This window comes from Sulfitobacter sp. G21635-S1 (assembly GCF_027213915.1).
Classification (GTDB): domain Bacteria; phylum Pseudomonadota; class Alphaproteobacteria; order Rhodobacterales; family Rhodobacteraceae; genus Sulfitobacter.
Map to the genome: position 1 here is coordinate 199281 of NZ_JAPWGV010000004.1, position 18599 is coordinate 217879.

The following is an 18599-nucleotide window of genomic DNA, read 5'->3' on the forward strand; positions in this document are numbered from 1 at the left end:
CCCCGCAGGTTCAGCTGGCGCCGGCCACAAAGCCATCGGCAATCGCGCGCGCGACAAAATCGTCCAGCGCGCCGATCAGCGGGTGGTCCGCGCGTGGCAGAACCATCGCCTGCCGCACCGAGGTCAGCACGCCCGGCAGGATCCGCACCGCCCGATCATCGCCGAAAAAGCCCGCCAGCGATTCACGGACCCCGGCAACCGCATCGCAGCGCCCGGCGCGGAATTCGGCAAAGCTTTCGGGCGGGGTGCCGGAGCGTTCCAGCGTGGCATGCTGCAGCGATTTGCTCAGATGCATGTCATAGGCGGAGCCGGTGGAGGTCAGCACGCGCAGCCCTGCCCGGTCCACTGCGCCGACCTCTGTCAGGTCCGAGGAGGCGCGCACCGCAAAGGTGGCCTCGATCACCTTGTAGGGCCGGGTGAATGCAATCTTTCTGGCCCGTTTCTCATCAATGGCAAGAAATCCCACATCCCATTTGTCATGCTCCGCATCGTCAAAGACCTTTCCCGCGCCGTCGTAGATCACCGGCACCATCTGCGCGCCGATCTCTGTCGCGAGGCGTCGCGCCAGTGCCGGGCTGATCCCGTTCAGGACGTCTCCGTCCTGTTGCACCAGCGCCCGATTGCCTGTGTTGATCGCGACCCGCAAACGGGTGTCGCGCGCGAGAGTGTCCAGGGTTGAAGTCATCTTTGAAGGTTCCTTTGGGTCATGGGTCGGTCGCCGTGGTCTTGAACAACCGCGCGAAAAGCGGCGCGCCGATGATGACAACAAATATGCGTAACACATGATGCGCCACCACAAAGGCCATATCGGCACCAACGATCAGGGCCAGCACCGTCAGTTCGGCCTGCCCGCCGGGGGCGAAGGCGAGGATGGTCTCCATCGCGGGGGCGAGGCCCAGCAGATGGATGGTCTCGGCCATGATGATGGTCAGAATGATCAGCACGACACAAAAGCCGAGTGCCGCCGTGACAGACGTCCGGATCTCGGACATGGTCACGCCGCCGTATTTGGTGCCGACCCCCATGCCGATAAAGAACTGTGCCGCCCATACCGCCTCTGCCGGGGGGCGGTGCTGCAGCAAGCCCGTCAGGGCGCAGCCCGCAGCCAGGATCAGCGGCCCCAGGATAGATGCCCCGAACATGCCCGCCCGCTTCGCGACCTGCCAGCCGACAAACCCGCAAAAGACCATCAGGGCCAGCTGCGACAGGGGGATCGAGGCCGCAGGCTGGCCCGGCGGATTGCTGAGGTCCGCATCCCAGGCCCATCTCAGCAGGAAGGGCAGGACAACGACGATGACCATGACCCGGGTCGCATGGATCAGCGAGAGGGCGCGGACATCTGCGCCTGCTTCTTCTCCGAACAGCACCATGTCCTGAAATCCGCCCGGCATGGCGCTGTAATAGCTGGTTGGAAAATCATATCCCCAGAGCCGTTGAAAATACGGCACGCCGACCGCCCCGATGGCAAGTACCATCACCGGGATCAGCACCAGTGTCGGCCACATCGCCCCCATGGATACCAGCAAAGAGACCGTGAAGGTCGCCCCGACAGCAACGCCCAGAATGGTGCGCATGCCATCGCCCAGCATCTTGTTGCCGCGCATCGGCACCCCGGCGAGCGAGGCGATCAGGCAGGCAAGGATCGGCCCCAGCAGCCAGGGCAAGGGCAGGCCCAGAAGGTGAAAGGCGGCAGCGCCACTGGCCGCCACGCCAAGTGCGGTGATGAAGCGGATCATGCGCCCTGTGCCTTCAGCCTGTGGCGCAGCGAGGTTTCCAGGTGAAGTGCTGCGGCTGTCCCGGCGGCCTTGGCATCACCGCTCCGGATCGCCTCGATGATGTCACCGTGCTGCTGGCAGACCGTTTTGATCCGCGCTTCATCTTCCAGCGTTGTGGGCCCCAGCAGCATCAGGGCATTGTTCAGCGCCTGAGCCGAGGCCAGCAGGAACCGGTTTCGCGCCGCAAGGCAGATACACCGGTGGAAGTCCTGATTGATCGCGGAGGCTGTGCGCGCATCGTCGCGCGCCGCGAGGATCCGGTCGTTCATATCCACCATCGTGTCGATCTCTGCCGGGCTGGCGTGTTTGGCCGCCATCTCTGCCGCCGTGCGTTCCAGCACCACGCGCATCTCGTAAAGCTCCACGATCTCGGGGTGTGTCAGGGTGCGGATGACGGCGCCGATCCGTGCACGGTGCTCGACGATCCCGTCACTCTCCAGCTTGCGCAGCGCTTCCCGCACGGGTGTGCGCGACAATGCCAGACGTTCGGCAACTTCCACTTCGCGCAGCCGGTCGCCGGGTTGATAGGTCCCCGACCGGATCGCGGCGTGGAGCTGCTGGTAGGCCGCCTCGCCCTGGGACAGCCCTTGCGTTTCAACTTTCTGCACGGTATTGCCTCATATTGTATCCACGCGGATACAATGCAGCCATTCGAGGTGAGATTCAATGCCGAAATCAGTTATCGTCGTCGGAACAGGAAACGCAGCGCTATGCGCCGCCATTGCCGCCCTGGAAAAAGGCGCGCAGGTTCTTTTGCTGGAAAAGGCGGACGAGGCGCTGGCAGGCGGCAACACCAAGTATACTGCCGGTGCCATGCGCTTTGCCTATCAGGGCAAGGAGGATCTGATGCCGCTTCTGCGCGATCCCGAAGATCCGCGTCTGGATGTCACAGATTTCGGCAGCTACACGGTTGAAAAATTCAGCGAGGACCTGCTGGGCTTCAACGATGGCCGTCCCCTCTCTGCCGAGCAGCAGAGCCTGGTCACCACATCGGGCGAGACGATGAAATGGCTGGCGACACATGATGTCACCTTCGAGCCGATCTACAGCCGCCAGAGCTTTGAAAAGGACGGGCGGCATGTGTTCTGGGGCGGTCTGACCCTGGCTGCCCGGAATGAGGGCGTTGGCCTGTTTGACATGGAACTGGCGGCGGTGCGCCGTCTGGGGGGCAAGGTCCGCTTTGACAGTGCCGTGACCGGGTTGCTCCGGGAGGGCGACCGTGTCACCGGCGTGAAAGTCGGTGAGGAAGAGATACGGGCCGATGCCGTCATCCTCGCCTCGGGCGGGTTCGAGGCCAGTGAGGACCTGCGCGTGCGCCACATGGGGCCGAACTGGAAAGCGGCCAAGGTGCGCGGCACCCCGCATAACACCGGCGACGGGCTGACCCTGGCGATGGAGGCGGGTGCAGAGGCCTATGGCCTTTACAGCGGCGGGCACGCAACCCCGATGGACCTGCATATGGCCGATTTCGGCAACCTCGACCTGCCGCCGGGCGAGCGCAAGAACTACCGGAAAATCTGCTATTTCCTGGGGGTCATGGTAAACGCCGAGGGGAACCGTTTCGTCGACGAAGGCGCGAATTTCCGCAATTATACCTATGCGCAATACGGTGCCGCGATCCTTGACCAGCCGGGGCAATTCGCCTGGCAGGTGTTCGACAGCAAGGTGTTCGATCTGCTTTATGCCGAATACCGCTTCGACGACGCGCATTTCGTTGAGGCCGATACGCTGGAGGATCTGGCCGCACAGATGACCGGCGTCGACGGTGCAGGCGCGCTGGCGACCCTGCAAGGCTACAATGCGGCGGTCGATGAAACCCGGCCATTCGACCCGACAAGGCTTGACGGCAAGGGCACCCCTTCCCTCACCTTGCCCAAATCGCATTGGGCCCAGAAGATCGACACCCCGCCCTTCCGCGCCTATCCGGTGACGGGCGGGATCACCTTTACCTATGGCGGGTTGAAGGTGAACGAAGACGGCAATGTAATGCGCCAAGACGCAACACCGATTGCGGGGCTCTACGCCTGTGGCGAGCTTGTCGGCGGTGTCTTCTTTGCAGGCTACCCCGGCGGTTCGGGCCTGACCTCAGGCGCTGTCTTCGGCCGTCGCGCAGGCTATGGCGCTGCGCTGTCCTGAGGGTTGCGCGGAGCGATCCGGATCGCAAAGCCCGGACAGCGCGCCCGCAGGCTATCTGTCAACCCGACCTTCGCGGATAAGATGCGCGACAACGGTTGAGACGCGGGCGGGCAGCGCTGCCGCTTTTCCGAGGTAGACGACATGGAATTCTTCGCGGGCGACGGGTGCGTCTGGCACAAGCTGCAGGCGGCCTGTCGCAAGTTCTTCCCTGACAAGGAACCGGCCCACGCGGGCCGTGCCGTTGCCATGCAGCGCCAGCGCCGCCAGGGTGTTGCCGTCGGTTGCCCTCAGCCGTGATGCCGCCTCGCGCCAGATCGGGTCGCGGCGGGCATAGGCAAATCCGATGGGGTCGTCAGGGCCACCGGCGGCCCTGACGGTAATCACCTCGCTGACGCCAAGGGATTGCGCCCGCATTGTCGAATCCGGCAGCGGCCCGGCCCTTACCCCCAGATCGACCGGCTGACCGCCCATGTCGATCAGACCATCCCCGATCAGCAACTCGATCTCCAGGTCCGGATACTGGCGCAGCAAGGCAGGCAGGATCGGCGCAAGGATGTGGTTGGCATAGGCGGCACTGGTGGCGATGCGGACAATGCCCGCGACCGGGCCGCAGCCGACCTCGCGCTCGGCCTGATCAAGGGCTGCAAGGATGCCGCGGGCGGACCGCGCAAAGGCTGTCCCCTCGTCGGTAATGGTGATGCTGCGCGTGGTGCGCCGCATCAATGTGACGCCAAGCCGCTGTTCCAGCCGGGTCATCATCTTGGACACCGCAGAGGGCGTCATGCGGCGCGCCAGCGCAGCGGCAGAAAAGCTGCCCTCGTCGACAACGGCAAGGAAGACATCCATTTCCTGCAGGCGATTGGTATCTCGCATCGGCACAACCTGTGAATTCACGGCATAGGTATTGTTATGCTTCGACGTATTAATTCACAAGGCAGGCACTGCCAGTTTCCCCTGAGCCAGGACGTTCATCACAAGGAGACTGCCAGATGGCCTTTTCAACACAGGTGGAGCAGGCGGAGACCCCCGCGCGCCTGCTGCCGCTTATCGCGCTCGGGATCGGGGCCTTCGGGATCGGGCTTACGGAATTCATCATCATGGGCCTGCTGCCGCAGGTGGCAGGCGATCTCGGCGTCGGCCTGCCGTCGGCCGGGCTGCTGATCACGGGCTATGCGCTTGGCGTGACCATCGGCGGGCCGGTTCTGGCGATTGCCGCCAGCCGTCTGCCGCATCGGGCGGTTCTGGTGCTGGTGATGGCGATCTTTACCGCCGGGAACCTGCTTTGCGCCCTCGCCCCGGGTTTCGGGCTGGTGCTGGCGGCACGGGTGATCACCGGCTTCGCCCATGGCACGTTTTTCGGCACCGGATCGGTCGTGGCACAGGCCATCGTGCCGCCGCATCGCAAGGCCTCGGCGATTGCCACGGTGTTCACCGGGCTGACCCTGGCCACCGTTCTGGGCCTGCCCTTCGGCACCTGGCTGGGGCAGATCTTTGGCTGGCGCGCCACCTTCTGGGCGGTTGCGGGGATCGGAGCCGTGGCCCTTGCCGCCATCGCCCTCTTCGTGCCGCAGACCGATGCGGGCACACCGCTGAAGCTGCGGCAGCTGGCGCTGTTCCTGCGGCCCGCACCGCGGCGGGCGCTGACGATGACGGCGCTGGGATATGCCGGGGTGTTCATGGTCTTCACCTATATCACCCCGCTGCTGACCGAGGTGGCCGGCGTGCCGGAGCGGCATGTGGCGCTTTACCTGTTGCTCTTTGGACTGGGGATTGTCGGTGGCAATGTCGCGGGCGGGCGGTTTGCCGACCGCTGGCCCGGCGCCTCGGTGCCGGTGGTGCTGGCGGGGCTTGCCGCAGGGCTTTTCGTCCTGCGCGTCGCGCTTGCCCTGCCGGTCCTTGCGGCCCCGGCGATGCTGCTGCTCGGCATGCTGGCCTTTGCCACCCTTGCCCCGCTTCAGAACCATATGATGGCCCGCAGCCCCGCCGGGGCCGACACGCTTGGCGCCACGCTGAACATTTCCGCCTTCAACCTCGGCAATGCCATCGGCGCATGGCTTGGCGGTCTTGCCCTCACGACAGGCTTCGTCCTGTCCTCCCTGCCGCCCCTCGCGGCCCTGTTGCCCCTGGCCGCCCTGGCGCTGGCCTTCCTTCCCGAAAGGACCTGACATGCGCACTTTTTCCCAAGCAACCGCAACCCTGCTGACCATGAGCCTCGCAACCCCCGCGCTAGCCGAAAGCTGGACCCCGGCCTGGATGGCCAGCCCGCAAGCGGTCTGGCGCGATACTTCCGTCTTTGAGACCGGCCTGCCGGACGGCATTGCCGGTGCGACGATCCGCCAGCCGCTGACGCTTGGCTATGGGGCGGCGCACCTGCGGCTGGTGTTGTCGAACCTGCACGGCACCCAGCCCCTTCCGATCGATGCCGTGAGCCTGGCGCAGAGCGCAGGTGCGGCCAGGGCCGAGGCACCGCAGCCCGTTCTTTTCGGCGGCAGGCCCGGCACATTCATCGCGCCGGGGGCAACATTCGTCTCGGACCCGGTGCATTTTCCAGCCGAGGCCGGGGCCCGGATCGCCGTCACATTGACCTTTGGACCGGGGGCCGTGGCCGAGGATTTTCACTGGGATGCCCGCGAGACCAGCTATCTGGTCGATGCCGACCGCGCCGACCCGGCGGTCCTGAGCGAGATCCCGGCGCGGCTGACCCTGAGCGCGGTGCTGTCGGACCGGCCCGCGCGACAGGTGGTCGTGGCGATGGGGGATTCAATCACGGACGGCAACGGCGCGCCGATGGATGCCATGGCACGCTGGCCCGATTTCCTCGCCCGCGCCCTTTCGGCCAGAGGGATTGCCGTGGTCAATGCGGGGATCTCGGGCGCACGGCTGCTGAGCGACGGCATGGGGCGCAGCGTTCTGGCACGGCTTGAGAGCGACGCGCTGGCGGTGCCCGGGGTCGATACGCTGGTGCTGCTGATCGGCACCAATGACATCGCCTGGCCCGGCACGCCATTCGCGCCCGAAGAGCCGCCGATGCGCCTTGACCGCCTTCAGGCCGGGCTGCTGCAGGTCGCGGCGCGCGTCCAGGCGCAGGGCATGCGCCTGATCCTCGGCACCGTCCCGCCCTTTGACGGCGCGCTGCCGGGCACACCGATGGAAGCGCGCTACTGGAGCCCCGAAAAGGACGCCCTGCGCCGCGCGTTGAACGACTGGCTGCGCGATGCAGATTTTCACGATGGCCTTGTGGATTTTGACCAATTGCTCGCCGACAGGGATGACGACATGCGCCTGAATCCGGCCCATGACAGCGGCGATCACCTGCATCCGGGGGCGGAGGGCAACCGGGCCATGGCCGAAGCCGTGGCAGAGACACTTCTGAAAGGACTGGACCAATGAAGATTGATCTTGGCGGCAGGACCGCCCTCGTTACCGGCTCGACCAAGGGCATCGGGAAAGCCACGGCAAAGGCGCTGGCACAGGCCGGGGCCGATGTCATCCTGCATGGCCGGAACCCGGAGGAGGTCGCCGAACTGGCAGCGGCGCTCGGCACACGTGGCATCGCCGCCGATCTGGGCACGGCGCAGGGCTGTGCCGAATTGGCGGCAGCGGCCGGAGACATCGACATCCTCGTCAACAACGCCGGGATCTTTGTGCCATGTGACTTTTTCGAAACCGAAGACGCGGAATGGGACCGGCACTGGCAGGTCAATGTGATGAGCGCCATGCGCCTCAGCCGTGCCCTGGCCCCTTCCATGGTCGCAAAGGGCTGGGGACGGATCGTCATGCTCGGCTCGGAATCCGCCTTCAACATTCCGGCCGAGATGATCCACTACGGCGTGAGCAAGACGGCTGACGTGGCACTGGCGCGCGGGCTGGCCAAACGCCTTGCCGGAACTGGCGTCACGGTGAATTCGGTCCTGCCCGGCCCGACACTGAGCGACGGGCTGCGCGAGATGCTGGCCGAACGCGTGGCGCAAACGGGCCGTACCCTCGAAGAGGTCGCTGCCGATTTCACGATGGAGGCCCGGCCAGGTTCGATCATCCGCCGCGCGGCCAGCGTGGAAGAGGTCGCGCATATGATCGTCTACGCCTGTGCCCCGCAGGCCTCGGCCACCACCGGTGCCAGCCTCAGGGTTGACGGCGGGGTGGTTGAAACGCTGTAGCGCCTTCGCGCTGGCGCTTGCCCCCTCTGCCCGCTGGACGCAGGTGTCCCCGCGCAACCGAGCCATTGGCACCTTCCGTCTAGGGGCCCCGCAAAGATCGCCCGTGCGTTGGAATACATGTCCGCCCATGTGCAAGATCCGCTCACGGTGCCGGGTATCGCCGAGGCTGTCGGTGCCCCGACCCGGCATCTTCAGGATGCCTTCAGGGTTGCGACGGGTCAGAGCCCCTGAGAACATCTGACGGCGATGCGGCTTGAACGCGCGCGGGCGCGGCTTCTGGCGGGGGCTGGCCGCTCTGTCACGGCGATTGCGCTTGACTGCGGATTTCCCACCTTGGCCGTTTCGCACAGGCGTACCGGGCTGCCTATCACAAGCCGCCCTCGGTGACGCCGGGCCGCTCGAAACGCGAGGCCGGGGTCAACGGCTGAACGCCTCACGGTCGCGCAAAGCGGATAACCCGCGCGCAGATCTGATAGAGGGGATTTCAAGGGTCCCATAGACTTGAACAGCACGGCTGTCGTGCGCGCAAGGACCGAAGCTATGCCCATGCTTGCGGACCAAACCGTTTCAGCATCGCCTGATTTCTTTGGTTTCGAGCGGGCGCAATGCGATCTGCCCCGCTACCGGGGCGGTGCGGGCGGCTTTGGCCTGACGCGTGTGTTTGTCGTGTTCTGCGCGACAGCCGGCGCATTCGCTGTACTCATGAAGGTGCAGCAATCGTTTCACAGCGGCCAGATGGTGATCTGCGGCAATGTCTCCGTGCCCATTGATCACCGCAGACCGGACAGCGACCGGATCACCATTGCCTTCAACCCCTGCAAGGCGCATGCGCTGACGCCCGAAGCCGGTCCGGTCTGCGCCGAAGCCTATCCCGACATCTCCGCGCGGACCCTTCCGTCGACGGGCTGCTGACCCTGATCGAGACGCATCTCGAAGGCTCCGCCGCCACGGATCTTTCGGCGCGCGCCTGGCGCACAAGGTCGGCGTTCAGGGCAGCGGAACGTGCAGCACGTAACGAAAGAGCGCGAAGAAAGCGATCATGACCGCCGCGCCGCTTCCCGCGTAGAGCGCCGCTGTCGTTACCGTCCACCGGTCATGCATTGCCGCGATGAGCCCGCCGGCAAAGGCAATCGCGCCGCTGGCGAGAAAACCGATATGCGGGATGGCGAGGCTTGCCGCGAACATGGCCAGGATCAGCAGAACCCGCCGCCACCAGGTGCCGGTGCCGAAGCCACCGCTTTCGCGCGGATGCAGGAAGCGGGTGACGAGGGACAGCCCCGCCGTCAGGATCATCAGGAGTGCGACGGTGCGTGGAAAGACCTGGCTGTCGCGGTCGTAATACCCCGTGGTGTCGTAAAGTGCGACGATCCCCATGATCACGAAGAGCGCGGAAATCACCAGCGATCCCACATGGCCTTCCGGCTGGCGTTGCTGGTCCGGCATCAGCCTTGCTCCTGTGGTTTCTTACGCTGCCGCCACGCGGTATAGAGCGGCAGGAACAGGCTGAGCAGCGTGAAGGCGATGATCCCCTGCGAGATGGGCCGCCCGAAGAACATGCCGAAGAGGTTGCCGGTGGCCGAGCCGATGGTCCAGCCCTGCACAAAGCCCTGTTCGGCGATGGGGCCAAGGATCAGGCCCAGCACGATGGGCGAGGCTGCAAAGCCGAAGCGCCCCACGACCCAGCCGAAGACACCGAGGCCCAGCATCAGGATCACATCCGTGACGCTGTTGCGGATGGAGAAGGTGCCGATGATCGTCATGAATCCCACCGTCGGGACAAGGACGGCCTTGGGAATGTTCACGATCGACTTGTAGGCATAGCGCCCGATCAGCAGGCCCGCGGGCAGCATCAGCACCGTGGCAATCAGCAACCCGTAGATGAAGGTATAGACGATGGAGCCGCTCTGGCTGAACATCGTGGGGCCGGTACGCACGCCCTGCACCAGCAGTGCGCCCAGCACGATGGCATCGGGCGGCGTGCCGGGGATGCCCAACACCAGCGTCGGGATGAAACCCCCGCCCACGGTCGCGTTGTTGGCGGATTCCGTGGCAAGGATGCCGTCAGGCTCGCCCTGCCCGAACTTCTGGTCGGGCCTGGCGCTGCGCTTGGCCTCGGAATAGGCGACAAGACCGGCAACGGACCCACCCGCGCCGGGCAGAATGCCGATCAGGGTGCCGATGACGGACGATCTGATCAGGTTGAACTTGGACCGCGCGGCGATGCGGAACGCCTCTCCGATGCGGACGGAACGCACGTCTTCCTCGACCTTGAGGTGCCGGTCCGGCGTCGCCACAAGGTCGATCAGCACGGGGATACAGTATAGCCCGATCAGTGCGCCGATCACGCCAAAGCCGCCGACCAGCATCTGACTGCCGAAGGTCAGGCGGATATCGGCGGACACTTCCGCCACGCCAACGGTGGAAAGCAGCATGCCGAAAGCGCCCCCCGCCAGCCCCTTCATCAGGTTGCCGGTAGAGAGCGAGGCAATCAGCGACAGGCCGAAGATCGACAGCCAGAAATATTCTATCGGCCCGAAGGCCAGCGCCACCTTGGACAGGGGCGGTGCCAGAAGCAGCAGCGCGAAGGCCCCCACGAGCCCGCCGACAACGGAGGCAAAGCAGGCAAGGGCGACCGCAAGGTCACCGTCGCCGCGTTTCGCCATCGGATAGCCGTCAAAGGTGGTGGCGATGGCAGAGGGCGTGCCGGGCGTGTTCAGCAGGATCGCCGCATAGGCCCCGCCATAGATCGCCCCGGTATAGATCGCGCCCAGCAGGATCAGCGCCGAGGCGGGGTCCATGCTGAAGGTGATCGGCACCAGCACGGCCAGTGCCATGGTTGCGGTAAGGCCCGGGATCGAGCCGACAATCGTGCCCGCCACCACACCGAACAAGGCCAGAACCAGGTTGAACGGTGTCAGGGCGGACAGGAAATGACCGAATTCCATGATATGGGGCCTATGCGCGGATCAGCTTATTCGATCAACCCTGCCTCGCGGGCGTCGTTGAGGTATTCCTCGCTGCGCGCCGCCATGAAATCCTCCATGCCAGCGGCCTCCACATCCAGCATCGCAAAGCCGTTATCCAGCATCTGCTGACGGAAAGCGGGGTCATTGTTGATCTCGGCGATCATGTCGGACCACATGCCTGTGACCTCGTCGCTGGCCGATTTCGGCAAAGCGATGCCGCGATAGGCGCCGCCCACCATGTCATAACCCAGTTCCTTGAAGGTCGGGACATCGGGGAACAGCGGGTGACGCTCCTCCATCGCGACGGCCAGCATGCGCACCTCTTCGCCCTGGGTCGCGGCCACGGTGGAATAGCCCCACTCGGCCTTCACCTGGTTGCCCAGAAGTGCCGTGACAGCGGCCCCGGTGCCCTTGAACGGCACATAGGTCGTCTGGATATCGGCCATCTTGTCGAACTTGATATGTGCAAGGTGGTTGGCCGTGGCCTTGCCCGAGCCGGAGATGGTGACCTGCGCCGGGTTCGCCCTGGCATCCTCGACCAGATCTTCCAGCGTCATATAGGGGCTGTCGGCGCGCACGATGATCGCATCCGGCGTGAAGTGGAACATGTGAAAGACCTTCAGGTCCTCGGTCTTGAAGCCGACATCCTTCTGTGCCGGCTTGATGATGATATGGGGCAGGTTCACGCCCATGATCGTCTGGCCGTCATCGCTCAGCCCGTTCAGCGTGGCCCAGGCCACCGCACCGCCGCCGCCGGGCTGGTAGGAGATCACCAGGTCCTGGCCGAACTTGTCCTTGAAGAAGGGTTGCTGGAAGCGGGCGGAAATGTCGGATTCGCCCCCCGGTCCGAATGGGATGATATAATTGACCGGCCCGTTGAGTTCGGCCGCGCTGGCACCACTTGCCAGCGATGCGGTCACGGCAAGGGCTGCGCCCATCTTCAGAAATGTTCTTTTCAGCATGTGTTCCTCCCAGAGCTGCTTGCTATCGGCGTTTGCGCCGTCTTGATTACGCGTTGGCCTCCTTCAACGCGTTCATGAACCGGTCGCGGATCACGACCGGATCGGTCGTGATGACCGATACGGGGATGTTCCCGCTTTCGCATTTGCACACGATGATGGTCATCCTGTCACTGGCCAGCGCGGCTTTCATGACATCTGCACATTCCTCGGCCTGACATTCGATGACGTTCTCGCAGCCGCAGGCCACGGCCACCTTGGCCAGCGAGGTTTTCATGCCCGCATAGGTCGGCTGATCCCCGGTGGAGCCGTAGCTGCCATTGTCGATGTTCAGCAGGATGAAATTGTCGGCCACGTTGTTGGCGATGGTCGGCAGCGTCCCGAAGTTGGTCAGCACGGAACCGTCACCGTCTATCGAGATCACCTTTTTCGACTGGGCCAGCGCCACGCCCAGCCCGATGGAAGAGGCAAGGCCCATCGTGCCCAGCATGTAGAAGTTCGTGGGCTGGTCATCCAGCATGTGCAGTTCCTGGCTGGGCAGGCCGATGTTGCAGACCACGAAATGGTCGGAAATCACCGGGACCAGCGTGCGCAGGACGTCAGATCGGATCATGTCAGTACCCTTTCCAGAAAGTGGCATCCGTCAGGATCGCGACCGGTTTGTTGCACATGAAGGTGTACTGCAGGATCTTGTCCAGTTCCTCCGCGTCGGATTCATGATGGAAATGATAGGTCGGGATGTGAAGCTGATTGAGCAGCGCCTTGGTATGCACCGCCATTTCAACCTGGCAGGCCACCGGCTCCCCCAGTTCGCCGCGATAGGAAATCAGCATGGGCAGCGGCATCCGGTAGAACTGGGTCAGCGTGACCAGCGTGTTCACCGTCACACCCAGGGCGGTGTTCTGCATGATGATCGCGGCGCGTTTGCCCCCCATGAAGGCACCGGCGCAGATGCCGATCCCCTCGTCTTCCTTGTTGGCGGGAATGTGATAGATGTCTTCGGACCGGTCCACTTCGGCGATCACCCCTGCAAGCTGCTTGCAGGGAACTGTCGTCACCAGTTTCACGTCATTCTTGACCAGATCGGCGACGATCTTTGCGTCGATGCTCAAGTGCAGGCCTCCCCCTGGATAGGTTCATACTTCCCGATCTTGCGCGATAAGAGAACCTTTAACAAACCAACATTCTTTTCCCATTTGTAAATTAATGCTTTAGTAAATCCTCTGTTCAAACGTTTCGGGAAAGCTGCGCAAGTGTCCATCGTCCTGTTCAAAACCCTGATCGCCGTCGCCGAAGAAGGCAGTTTCAACGCGGCGGCGGACCGCGTCTGTGTCACCCATGCGGCAGTCGGCCAGCAGATGAAGCGGCTGGAAGAGACCCTTGGCGTCGCCCTGTTCGACCGGTCGCAGAAGTCGCCGCGCCTGAACCAGCTGGGCCGCGCGATGGTGCCCAAGGCCAAGGAGGTCGTCGCCGCCTATGAGACGATTCTCGATGACCTGACAGGTGACCCGCGCCTGATCGGGGACATGGTGCTGGGGGCGGTGCCATCCACGCTGCGCGGGCTTGTCCCCAAGGCGATGAAGGGGCTGATCGGGCAATACCCCGACCTGCGCATCCGGGTTGTGCCGGGGCTAAGCCCTGCCCTGCAGGAAATGGTGGAGAACGGAACCGTCGATGCCGCGCTGGTGAGCGAACCGAACCGCACCCCCGCAACGATGACATGGACCCCTTTCGTGGCCGAGAAACTGGTGCTTCTGACCTCGGTCGAGGTGACGGAAACCGATCCCGTGCGCATCCTTGAAACCAAACCCTTCATCCGCCACAGCGCGCTCTCTGCCATCGGGATCATGGCGGAAGACTGGCTGGCCCGCCGCAAGCTGAAAGTGCGCGACATGATGGAGATGAGCTCGCTCGACACCATCGCAAGCATGGTGGCGCATGATCTGGGCGTCTCCATCGGGCCGGATTTCTGCGTGCCGGACCCGATCTTTGGCAGCCTGCGCAAACTGGCGCTGGGGCCCACGGCCCCGTCGCGGACACTGGGGATCCTGAGCCGCGCCGATTGCTCGAAATACCGTCTGGTGGCGCGGTTCCTGGAGGAGCTGATCGGGACGGTCGAGGCCGCTGGCGGGCGGGCATTTCCTAAAGAGATGGCTTAGATAATCGCAAATTATCTTGCCTTGCTAAAGATCGCTTTTGCCACAGAATGAGCCCGTACCACGATCCAGAAGACAGGAGTACCGGGCAGTTGGTGGCACTGAAAACGCCGGAAGACAGAGTTTTGAATGATATCAGGGGCATCGTCGGGGATGCCGCTTGCAGGTCCGGGGCGGATGCCGCGCGTTACTTCGAAGACCCGCGCGGCAGCTTTACCGGCAGGGATTGCCTTGTTGTCCTGCCCGAGACGACGGCGCAGGTGTCACAGATCGTCCGGCTGTGCAATGCAAACGGCATCGCGATCATCCCCTATGGCGGCGGCACGGGCGTGGTGGCCGGGCAGCTTTCGCTCGACAGCAACGATGCCATCATCCTGTCGCTGGAGCGGATGAACCGGGTGCGCAGTGTCTCGCCGGACGATTTCGTGATGGTGGCCGAGGCGGGCTGCGTGCTGGAGAACATCCATGCAGAGGCTGCGCGGCACGACCTTATGTTCCCGCTCAGCATGGCGTCAAAGGGCAGCTGCACCATCGGCGGCAACCTGGCCACCAACGCAGGCGGGATACAGGTGCTGCGCCATGGCAATGCCCGCGATCTCTGCCTGGGGATCGAGGCGGTGATGCCCTCCGGCGAGGTGCTGGAGGAATTGAGCCCGCTGCGCAAGAACAACACCGGATATGACCTGCGGCACCTGCTGATCGGCAGCGAGGGCACCCTGGGCATCATCACCGCCGCCAGCCTGATGCTGAAGCCGCGTGACCCGGAAGCCGTGACCGCCTTTTGCGCCATCACCTCACCGGCGGATGCCCTGCGGACATTGCGCGCCCTGCGCCGGGCCATCGGCAACCGCATGAACGGCATGGAACTGATGAGCGGGTTCGGCGTGGGCCTTGTGTGCAGGCATTTCCCGACATTGAGGAAACCCTTTGCCGGGGACCATGATTGGTATCTGCTGATCGACACCGCGGGCAACCGGGGCCTGCGTGATGAAACCGAGGCGGCGCTGGCGGATTGTATCGAGCAGGGTTTTGTCATCGACGTGGTGGTGGCCGAATCCGAGGCGCAGCGCGACGCGCTCTGGACACTGCGCGAGCATACGCCCGAGGCCAACCACAGGACCGGCGCCTTCTGCAGCAGCGATACCGCCGTGCCGATCGGCCAGATCGACGCCTTCGTGTCCCGGACCCATGCGGCAGTCACCGCCGTGCATCAGGGGCTGCGCACAAACAGCTATGGCCACATCGGCGATGGCAACATTCATCACAATGTCTTTCCACCCGAGGGGATGGCCAAGTCGGATTTCCTGCAGGCCCATCCCGGCATCGCCAACCGCGTGCGCGAGGCGATCAACGAGGCGACCCTGTCGCTGGGCGGATCAATCAGCGCGGAACACGGGATTGGCCGTTTGAAACGAAATGACCTGAAGAAACACGCAAGCGCGAGCAAGATGACCGTGTTGCGCCAGATCAAACAGGCCATCGACCCCAACAACATCATGAACCCCGGCGCGCTGCTCGACTGACCCGCCGCTGCAGCGGCTGTGACGCTCCGTCCGGCAAGAGGTTCATAGGATCCTCAGGTCAGCTTCGGGCACCCGGGTCGGGGCCGCCCTGCTCTTTTCGTTTTTACCGCAATGCATTGCGTCAGTGCCGGTGCTGCACCCTGGACCGCCGCGCATGGCTTATTCTCTCATAAATCAATGATAAAATGAAACCACCGACTGCTTTGGCTGGGTGAAACTTGGTGGGCTGCGCTCTGTCGCCGCGTTCAGTTCGGTTTGAAATATTGAAAGATTGCCAAAACGACGCGAGCGACGTGAACCACTCGGCGCCCATGGAAATCATGCAGCCTGATCCGAGCGGCAAGAGCCTGAGTTCTCGATTGAATATATACTTAAGTTATGATTTATTCTCTTTGGAATGCAACTTACGACACCCTCGCGTGGGGTGTGGAGAGGACGTGCCCCATGGCCAACACTGTTTTACAAGCAGGACAAGAGATTAACATTCGAATCGATGCGCTTCAGTCGGACATCGCCCGTTACACTCGGCAGGGCGATGTGCTGACTGTCGAATTGAAAAATGGCGATACGATTGTCATCAAGGATTACTTCAAGCCTGCAAAGGACGGGTCCCTGCACAGCCTGACGCTTGGCGACGATACCAATGTTGATATCGAAGGTAAGCAGGATGAAGGGCTGAGCGAAGAAGAACAGGCTGGCCTGGTCGCGGCAGGTTTGGCGGGCCTGGGGCTGGCAATGTCTGCCGGTGGCGGCGATAGCGACGACGGAGATGCGGATGCAGACGCGGATGCTGATGCAGACGCCGATGCTGATGCAGACGCCGATGCTGACGCGGATGCAGATGCGGATGCCGATGCAGATGCCGACGCGGATGCTGATGCCGACGCGGATGCTGATGCCGATGCGGATGCAGACGCCGATGCGGATGCAGACGCGGATGCGGATGCTGACGCGGATGCCGATGCGGACGCGGATGCGGATGCAGACGCGGATGCGGATGCTGACGCGGATGCCGACGCCGATGCGGATGCAGACGCGGATGCAGACGCGGATGCTGACGCCGATGCGGATGCAGATGCTGACGCCGATGCGGATGCAGATGCAGACGCCGATGCGGATGCGGATGCTGACGCCGATGCGGATGCTGACGCTGATGCAGATGCTGACGCGGATGCGGATGCCGACGCTGATGCCGATGCAGATGCAGATGCCGACGCCGATGCTGATGCGGATGCGGACGCCGATGCCGACGCCGATGCCGACGCCGACGCCGACGCCGACGCCGATGCTGATGCCGATGCAGATAGCGAACAAGGTTTCCTTGACCCGCTTCTCTCAGACGATGGTCTTCTCGGGGGCCTGACCGGAAATGACGGGCTTCTCGGGGCTGTCACAGGCTCGGACGGTTTGCTTGGAGATCTGCTCGGTGACGAGGGTGTCCTGGGTGACGCCGGCAACGATCTGTTGGGCCAGCCGGTCGTCGGTGACGGCACAATCTCCGACGAGACCGGTCTGCTGGATGGTGTTGTGGGCAACGATGGATTGCTTGGTGCCGTCACCGGAAACGACGGCGTCCTTGGGGATGTCACGGGTTCCGATGGCTTGCTTGGCGATCTGGTAGGCAACGATGGTGCCTTGTCGGATCTCACCGGCGCTGATGGCCTGGTCGGTGATCTGGTTGGAACCGGGTTGCTTGGGACAACTGACGGAGATGGCGGAACCGGCGGCCTGCTGGACGGTGTGCTCGGGGATGAGGGTATTGTTGGTGGTCTGCTCGGCGGTGACGGCGGTCTGCTCGATGGCGTGATCGGCGATGAAGGCATCGTTGGTGGCTTGCTTGGTGGCGACGGCGGTCTCCTTGACGGGGTGATCGGCGACGAGGGTATCGTTGGCGGTCTGCTTGGCGGTGACGGCGGTCTCCTGGATGGCGTGATCGGCGATGAAGGCCTCGTTGGTGGTCTGCTTGGCGGTGACGGTGGCCTGCTCGATGGCGTGATTGGCGACGAAGGCATCGTTGGTGGTCTGCTCGGCGGCGACGGTGGTCTGCTCGACGGTGTGCTCGGTGACGAGGGTATCGTTGGTGGCCTGCTCGGCGGCGACGGCGGTCTGCTGGCAAGCATTGGTGCCGAAGATGGCCTGCTCGACCCGGTGATCGCCGACGGTGGTCTGCTTGGTGACGTGACCGGGAACGAAGGCTTGCTGGGCGATGTGACCGGGTCCGACAGCCTGGCCGGCGATCTTGTCGGTGACATGGGCCTGCTGGGTGACGTGACCGGGGAGAACGGGCTGGTCGGGGACCTGACCGGTGTCGGCCTGCTGGGCGACGGCAGTGATGGCGGCCTTCTCGGTGGTGGTCTGCTGGATGGTGTGCTCGGGGACGAGGGTCTCGTTGGCGGCTTGCTTGGCGGTGACGGCGGTCTGCTCAACGGCGTTATCGGCGACGAGGGTGTCGTTGGTGGCCTGCTCGGCGGCGACGGTGGTCTGCTGGGTGGTGTCCTCGGCGATGAGGGTATCGTCGGCGGCCTGCTCGGCGGTGGCGACGGCCTGCTGGACGGTGTAGCCGGTGAAGACGGGCTGCTGGGCGGGTTGCTCGGTGGTCTGGGCGGTGGAGCAGACGACATCGTCTAACCGGTGGTTCGATAGAACAACGAAACAATCTCAAGCCCCGCATTAAATGTGGGGCTTGAGGCTGCTGAAAAAGCACGTTCCTGCACCCGCCCACCCCCCGAAACAACGAAATCGTTCTTCCACGACGCCAGCCACACGCCTTGGCCCGGGTGTCAGCCCGGGCCGCGCCCGCCCCTCCCCCCGGGAGGGCGCGTTTGGTGACTTCTCGTATCACACTGACAACATTGATATTTGTAAGGGAGGCGCTCCGAATGCGCGTCTCAATGCGCCCTCCCAGGCTCGGGCGCGGCCCTTCGTTC

At 63.9% G+C, this 18599-nt stretch carries 17 protein-coding genes and 1 pseudogene; 9 read left to right on the top strand and 9 right to left on the bottom strand.

Going from position 1 to position 18599, the window contains the following annotated elements:
• Window positions 1-10: 10 nt before the first annotated feature.
• From O4H53_RS06760 to O4H53_RS06770, 3 genes are read right to left on the bottom strand one after another with little or no spacing between them, the layout of a single operon-like run.
• A complete protein-coding gene (locus tag O4H53_RS06760; RefSeq protein WP_269362397.1) occupies window positions 11-685 on the bottom strand; it encodes a transporter substrate-binding domain-containing protein in 675 nt (224 codons plus the stop codon).
• A 19-nt stretch (window positions 686-704) separates the two neighbouring features.
• Entirely contained in the window at window positions 705-1736 is a 1032-nt protein-coding gene (locus O4H53_RS06765) for an AbrB family transcriptional regulator (protein WP_269362399.1), read from the bottom strand.
• Window positions 1733-2383, bottom strand: a complete 651-nt coding sequence (locus O4H53_RS06770; protein ID WP_269362400.1) for a GntR family transcriptional regulator — start codon at window positions 2381-2383, stop codon at window positions 1733-1735. Before O4H53_RS06770 ends, O4H53_RS06765 begins: the two co-directional genes overlap by 4 nt.
• Window positions 2384-2441: 58 nt before the next feature.
• On the opposite strand from O4H53_RS06770, the gene tcuA reads away from it, so the two are divergent.
• On the top strand, window positions 2442-3911 hold the full coding sequence (gene tcuA, locus O4H53_RS06775) for an FAD-dependent tricarballylate dehydrogenase TcuA (protein WP_269362401.1): 1470 nt from the start codon (window positions 2442-2444) through the stop codon (window positions 3909-3911).
• 51 nt (window positions 3912-3962) lie between these two features.
• Here tcuA and O4H53_RS06780 read toward each other — a convergent pair whose 3' ends face one another.
• Window positions 3963-4784, bottom strand: coding sequence for a LysR family transcriptional regulator (locus O4H53_RS06780; RefSeq protein WP_269362402.1), 822 nt, complete (start codon window positions 4782-4784; stop codon window positions 3963-3965).
• A gap of 116 nt (window positions 4785-4900) precedes the next feature.
• Here O4H53_RS06780 and O4H53_RS06785 point away from each other — a divergent pair, with 116 nt between their 5' ends.
• From O4H53_RS06785 to O4H53_RS06800, 4 genes are all read left to right on the top strand, one after another.
• Window positions 4901-6076 carry an MFS transporter gene (locus tag O4H53_RS06785; RefSeq protein WP_269362403.1) on the top strand — a complete coding sequence of 392 codons (1176 nt, stop codon included), beginning with the start codon at window positions 4901-4903 and terminating at the stop codon, window positions 6074-6076.
• Between the two features lies 1 nt (window position 6077).
• A complete protein-coding gene (locus tag O4H53_RS06790) occupies window positions 6078-7301 on the top strand; it encodes an SGNH/GDSL hydrolase family protein (protein ID WP_269362404.1) in 1224 nt (407 codons plus the stop codon).
• Window positions 7298-8068 (top strand): SDR family NAD(P)-dependent oxidoreductase, encoded by a 771-nt coding sequence (locus O4H53_RS06795; protein ID WP_269362406.1) that lies wholly within the window; start codon window positions 7298-7300, stop codon window positions 8066-8068. The genes O4H53_RS06790 and O4H53_RS06795 overlap by 4 nt, the downstream gene beginning before the upstream one ends.
• A 540-nt stretch (window positions 8069-8608) precedes the next feature.
• Window positions 8609-8980 (top strand): hypothetical protein, encoded by a 372-nt coding sequence (locus O4H53_RS06800; protein WP_269362407.1) that lies wholly within the window; start codon window positions 8609-8611, stop codon window positions 8978-8980.
• A 75-nt stretch (window positions 8981-9055) separates the two neighbouring features.
• Here the strand turns inward: O4H53_RS06800 and O4H53_RS06805 are convergent, their stop codons facing one another.
• From O4H53_RS06805 to comD, 5 genes are read right to left on the bottom strand one after another with little or no spacing between them, the layout of a single operon-like run.
• Window positions 9056-9511 (bottom strand): tripartite tricarboxylate transporter TctB family protein, encoded by a 456-nt coding sequence (locus tag O4H53_RS06805; protein WP_269362409.1) that lies wholly within the window; start codon window positions 9509-9511, stop codon window positions 9056-9058.
• Window positions 9511-11013: a tripartite tricarboxylate transporter permease gene (locus tag O4H53_RS06810; RefSeq protein ID WP_269362410.1), complete on the bottom strand. Its 1503-nt coding sequence runs from the start codon at window positions 11011-11013 to the stop codon at window positions 9511-9513. Before O4H53_RS06810 ends, O4H53_RS06805 begins: the two co-directional genes overlap by 1 nt.
• Window positions 11014-11039: 26 nt before the next feature.
• Window positions 11040-11996, bottom strand: a complete 957-nt coding sequence (locus O4H53_RS06815) for a tripartite tricarboxylate transporter substrate binding protein (RefSeq protein ID WP_269362411.1) — start codon at window positions 11994-11996, stop codon at window positions 11040-11042.
• A 46-nt stretch (window positions 11997-12042) separates the two neighbouring features.
• The gene (comE, locus tag O4H53_RS06820) at window positions 12043-12606 is read right to left on the bottom strand and encodes a sulfopyruvate decarboxylase subunit beta (protein ID WP_269362413.1); all 564 of its coding nucleotides are present in this window, start codon (window positions 12604-12606) and stop codon (window positions 12043-12045) included.
• A 1-nt stretch (window position 12607) separates the two neighbouring features.
• A complete protein-coding gene (gene comD, locus O4H53_RS06825) occupies window positions 12608-13105 on the bottom strand; it encodes a sulfopyruvate decarboxylase subunit alpha (RefSeq protein ID WP_114274869.1) in 498 nt (165 codons plus the stop codon).
• A 141-nt stretch (window positions 13106-13246) separates the two neighbouring features.
• On the opposite strand from comD, the gene O4H53_RS06830 reads away from it, so the two are divergent.
• From O4H53_RS06830 to O4H53_RS06845, 4 genes and pseudogenes are all read left to right on the top strand, one after another.
• Complete coding sequence (locus O4H53_RS06830) at window positions 13247-14152, top strand: LysR family transcriptional regulator (RefSeq protein WP_269362414.1); 906 nt, start codon at window positions 13247-13249, stop codon at window positions 14150-14152.
• Between the two features lie 122 nt (window positions 14153-14274).
• Window positions 14275-15672 (top strand): FAD-binding oxidoreductase, encoded by a 1398-nt coding sequence (locus O4H53_RS06835; protein WP_269362415.1) that lies wholly within the window; start codon window positions 14275-14277, stop codon window positions 15670-15672.
• 444 nt (window positions 15673-16116) lie between these two features.
• Window positions 16117-16266, top strand: a pseudogene (locus O4H53_RS27180) (BapA prefix-like domain-containing protein); the annotation flags it as partial.
• Between the two features lie 813 nt (window positions 16267-17079).
• Window positions 17080-18300, top strand: a complete 1221-nt coding sequence (locus O4H53_RS06845) for an adhesin (protein WP_269362419.1) — start codon at window positions 17080-17082, stop codon at window positions 18298-18300.
• Window positions 18301-18599: the final 299 nt, after the last annotated feature.

Excerpts from the sequence above, each read along its gene's own strand:
- O4H53_RS06795 (WP_269362406.1), top strand. The coding sequence starts at position 7,298 with ATGAAGATTGATCTTGGCGGCAGGACCGCCCTCGTTACCGGCTCGACC.
- O4H53_RS06800 (WP_269362407.1), top strand. The coding sequence starts at position 8,609 with ATGCCCATGCTTGCGGACCAAACCGTTTCAGCATCGCCTGATTTCTTT.
- O4H53_RS06760 (WP_269362397.1), bottom strand. The coding sequence starts at position 685 with ATGACTTCAACCCTGGACACTCTCGCGCGCGACACCCGTTTGCGGGTC.
- O4H53_RS06805 (WP_269362409.1), bottom strand. The coding sequence starts at position 9,511 with ATGCCGGACCAGCAACGCCAGCCGGAAGGCCATGTGGGATCGCTGGTG.
- O4H53_RS06790 (WP_269362404.1), top strand. The coding sequence starts at position 6,078 with ATGCGCACTTTTTCCCAAGCAACCGCAACCCTGCTGACCATGAGCCTC.
- O4H53_RS06780 (WP_269362402.1), bottom strand. The coding sequence starts at position 4,784 with ATGCGAGATACCAATCGCCTGCAGGAAATGGATGTCTTCCTTGCCGTT.
- tcuA (WP_269362401.1), top strand. The coding sequence starts at position 2,442 with ATGCCGAAATCAGTTATCGTCGTCGGAACAGGAAACGCAGCGCTATGC.
- comE (WP_269362413.1), bottom strand. The coding sequence starts at position 12,606 with ATGATCCGATCTGACGTCCTGCGCACGCTGGTCCCGGTGATTTCCGAC.
- O4H53_RS06810 (WP_269362410.1), bottom strand. The coding sequence starts at position 11,013 with ATGGAATTCGGTCATTTCCTGTCCGCCCTGACACCGTTCAACCTGGTT.
- O4H53_RS06815 (WP_269362411.1), bottom strand. The coding sequence starts at position 11,996 with ATGCTGAAAAGAACATTTCTGAAGATGGGCGCAGCCCTTGCCGTGACC.
- O4H53_RS06785 (WP_269362403.1), top strand. The coding sequence starts at position 4,901 with ATGGCCTTTTCAACACAGGTGGAGCAGGCGGAGACCCCCGCGCGCCTG.
- O4H53_RS06765 (WP_269362399.1), bottom strand. The coding sequence starts at position 1,736 with ATGATCCGCTTCATCACCGCACTTGGCGTGGCGGCCAGTGGCGCTGCC.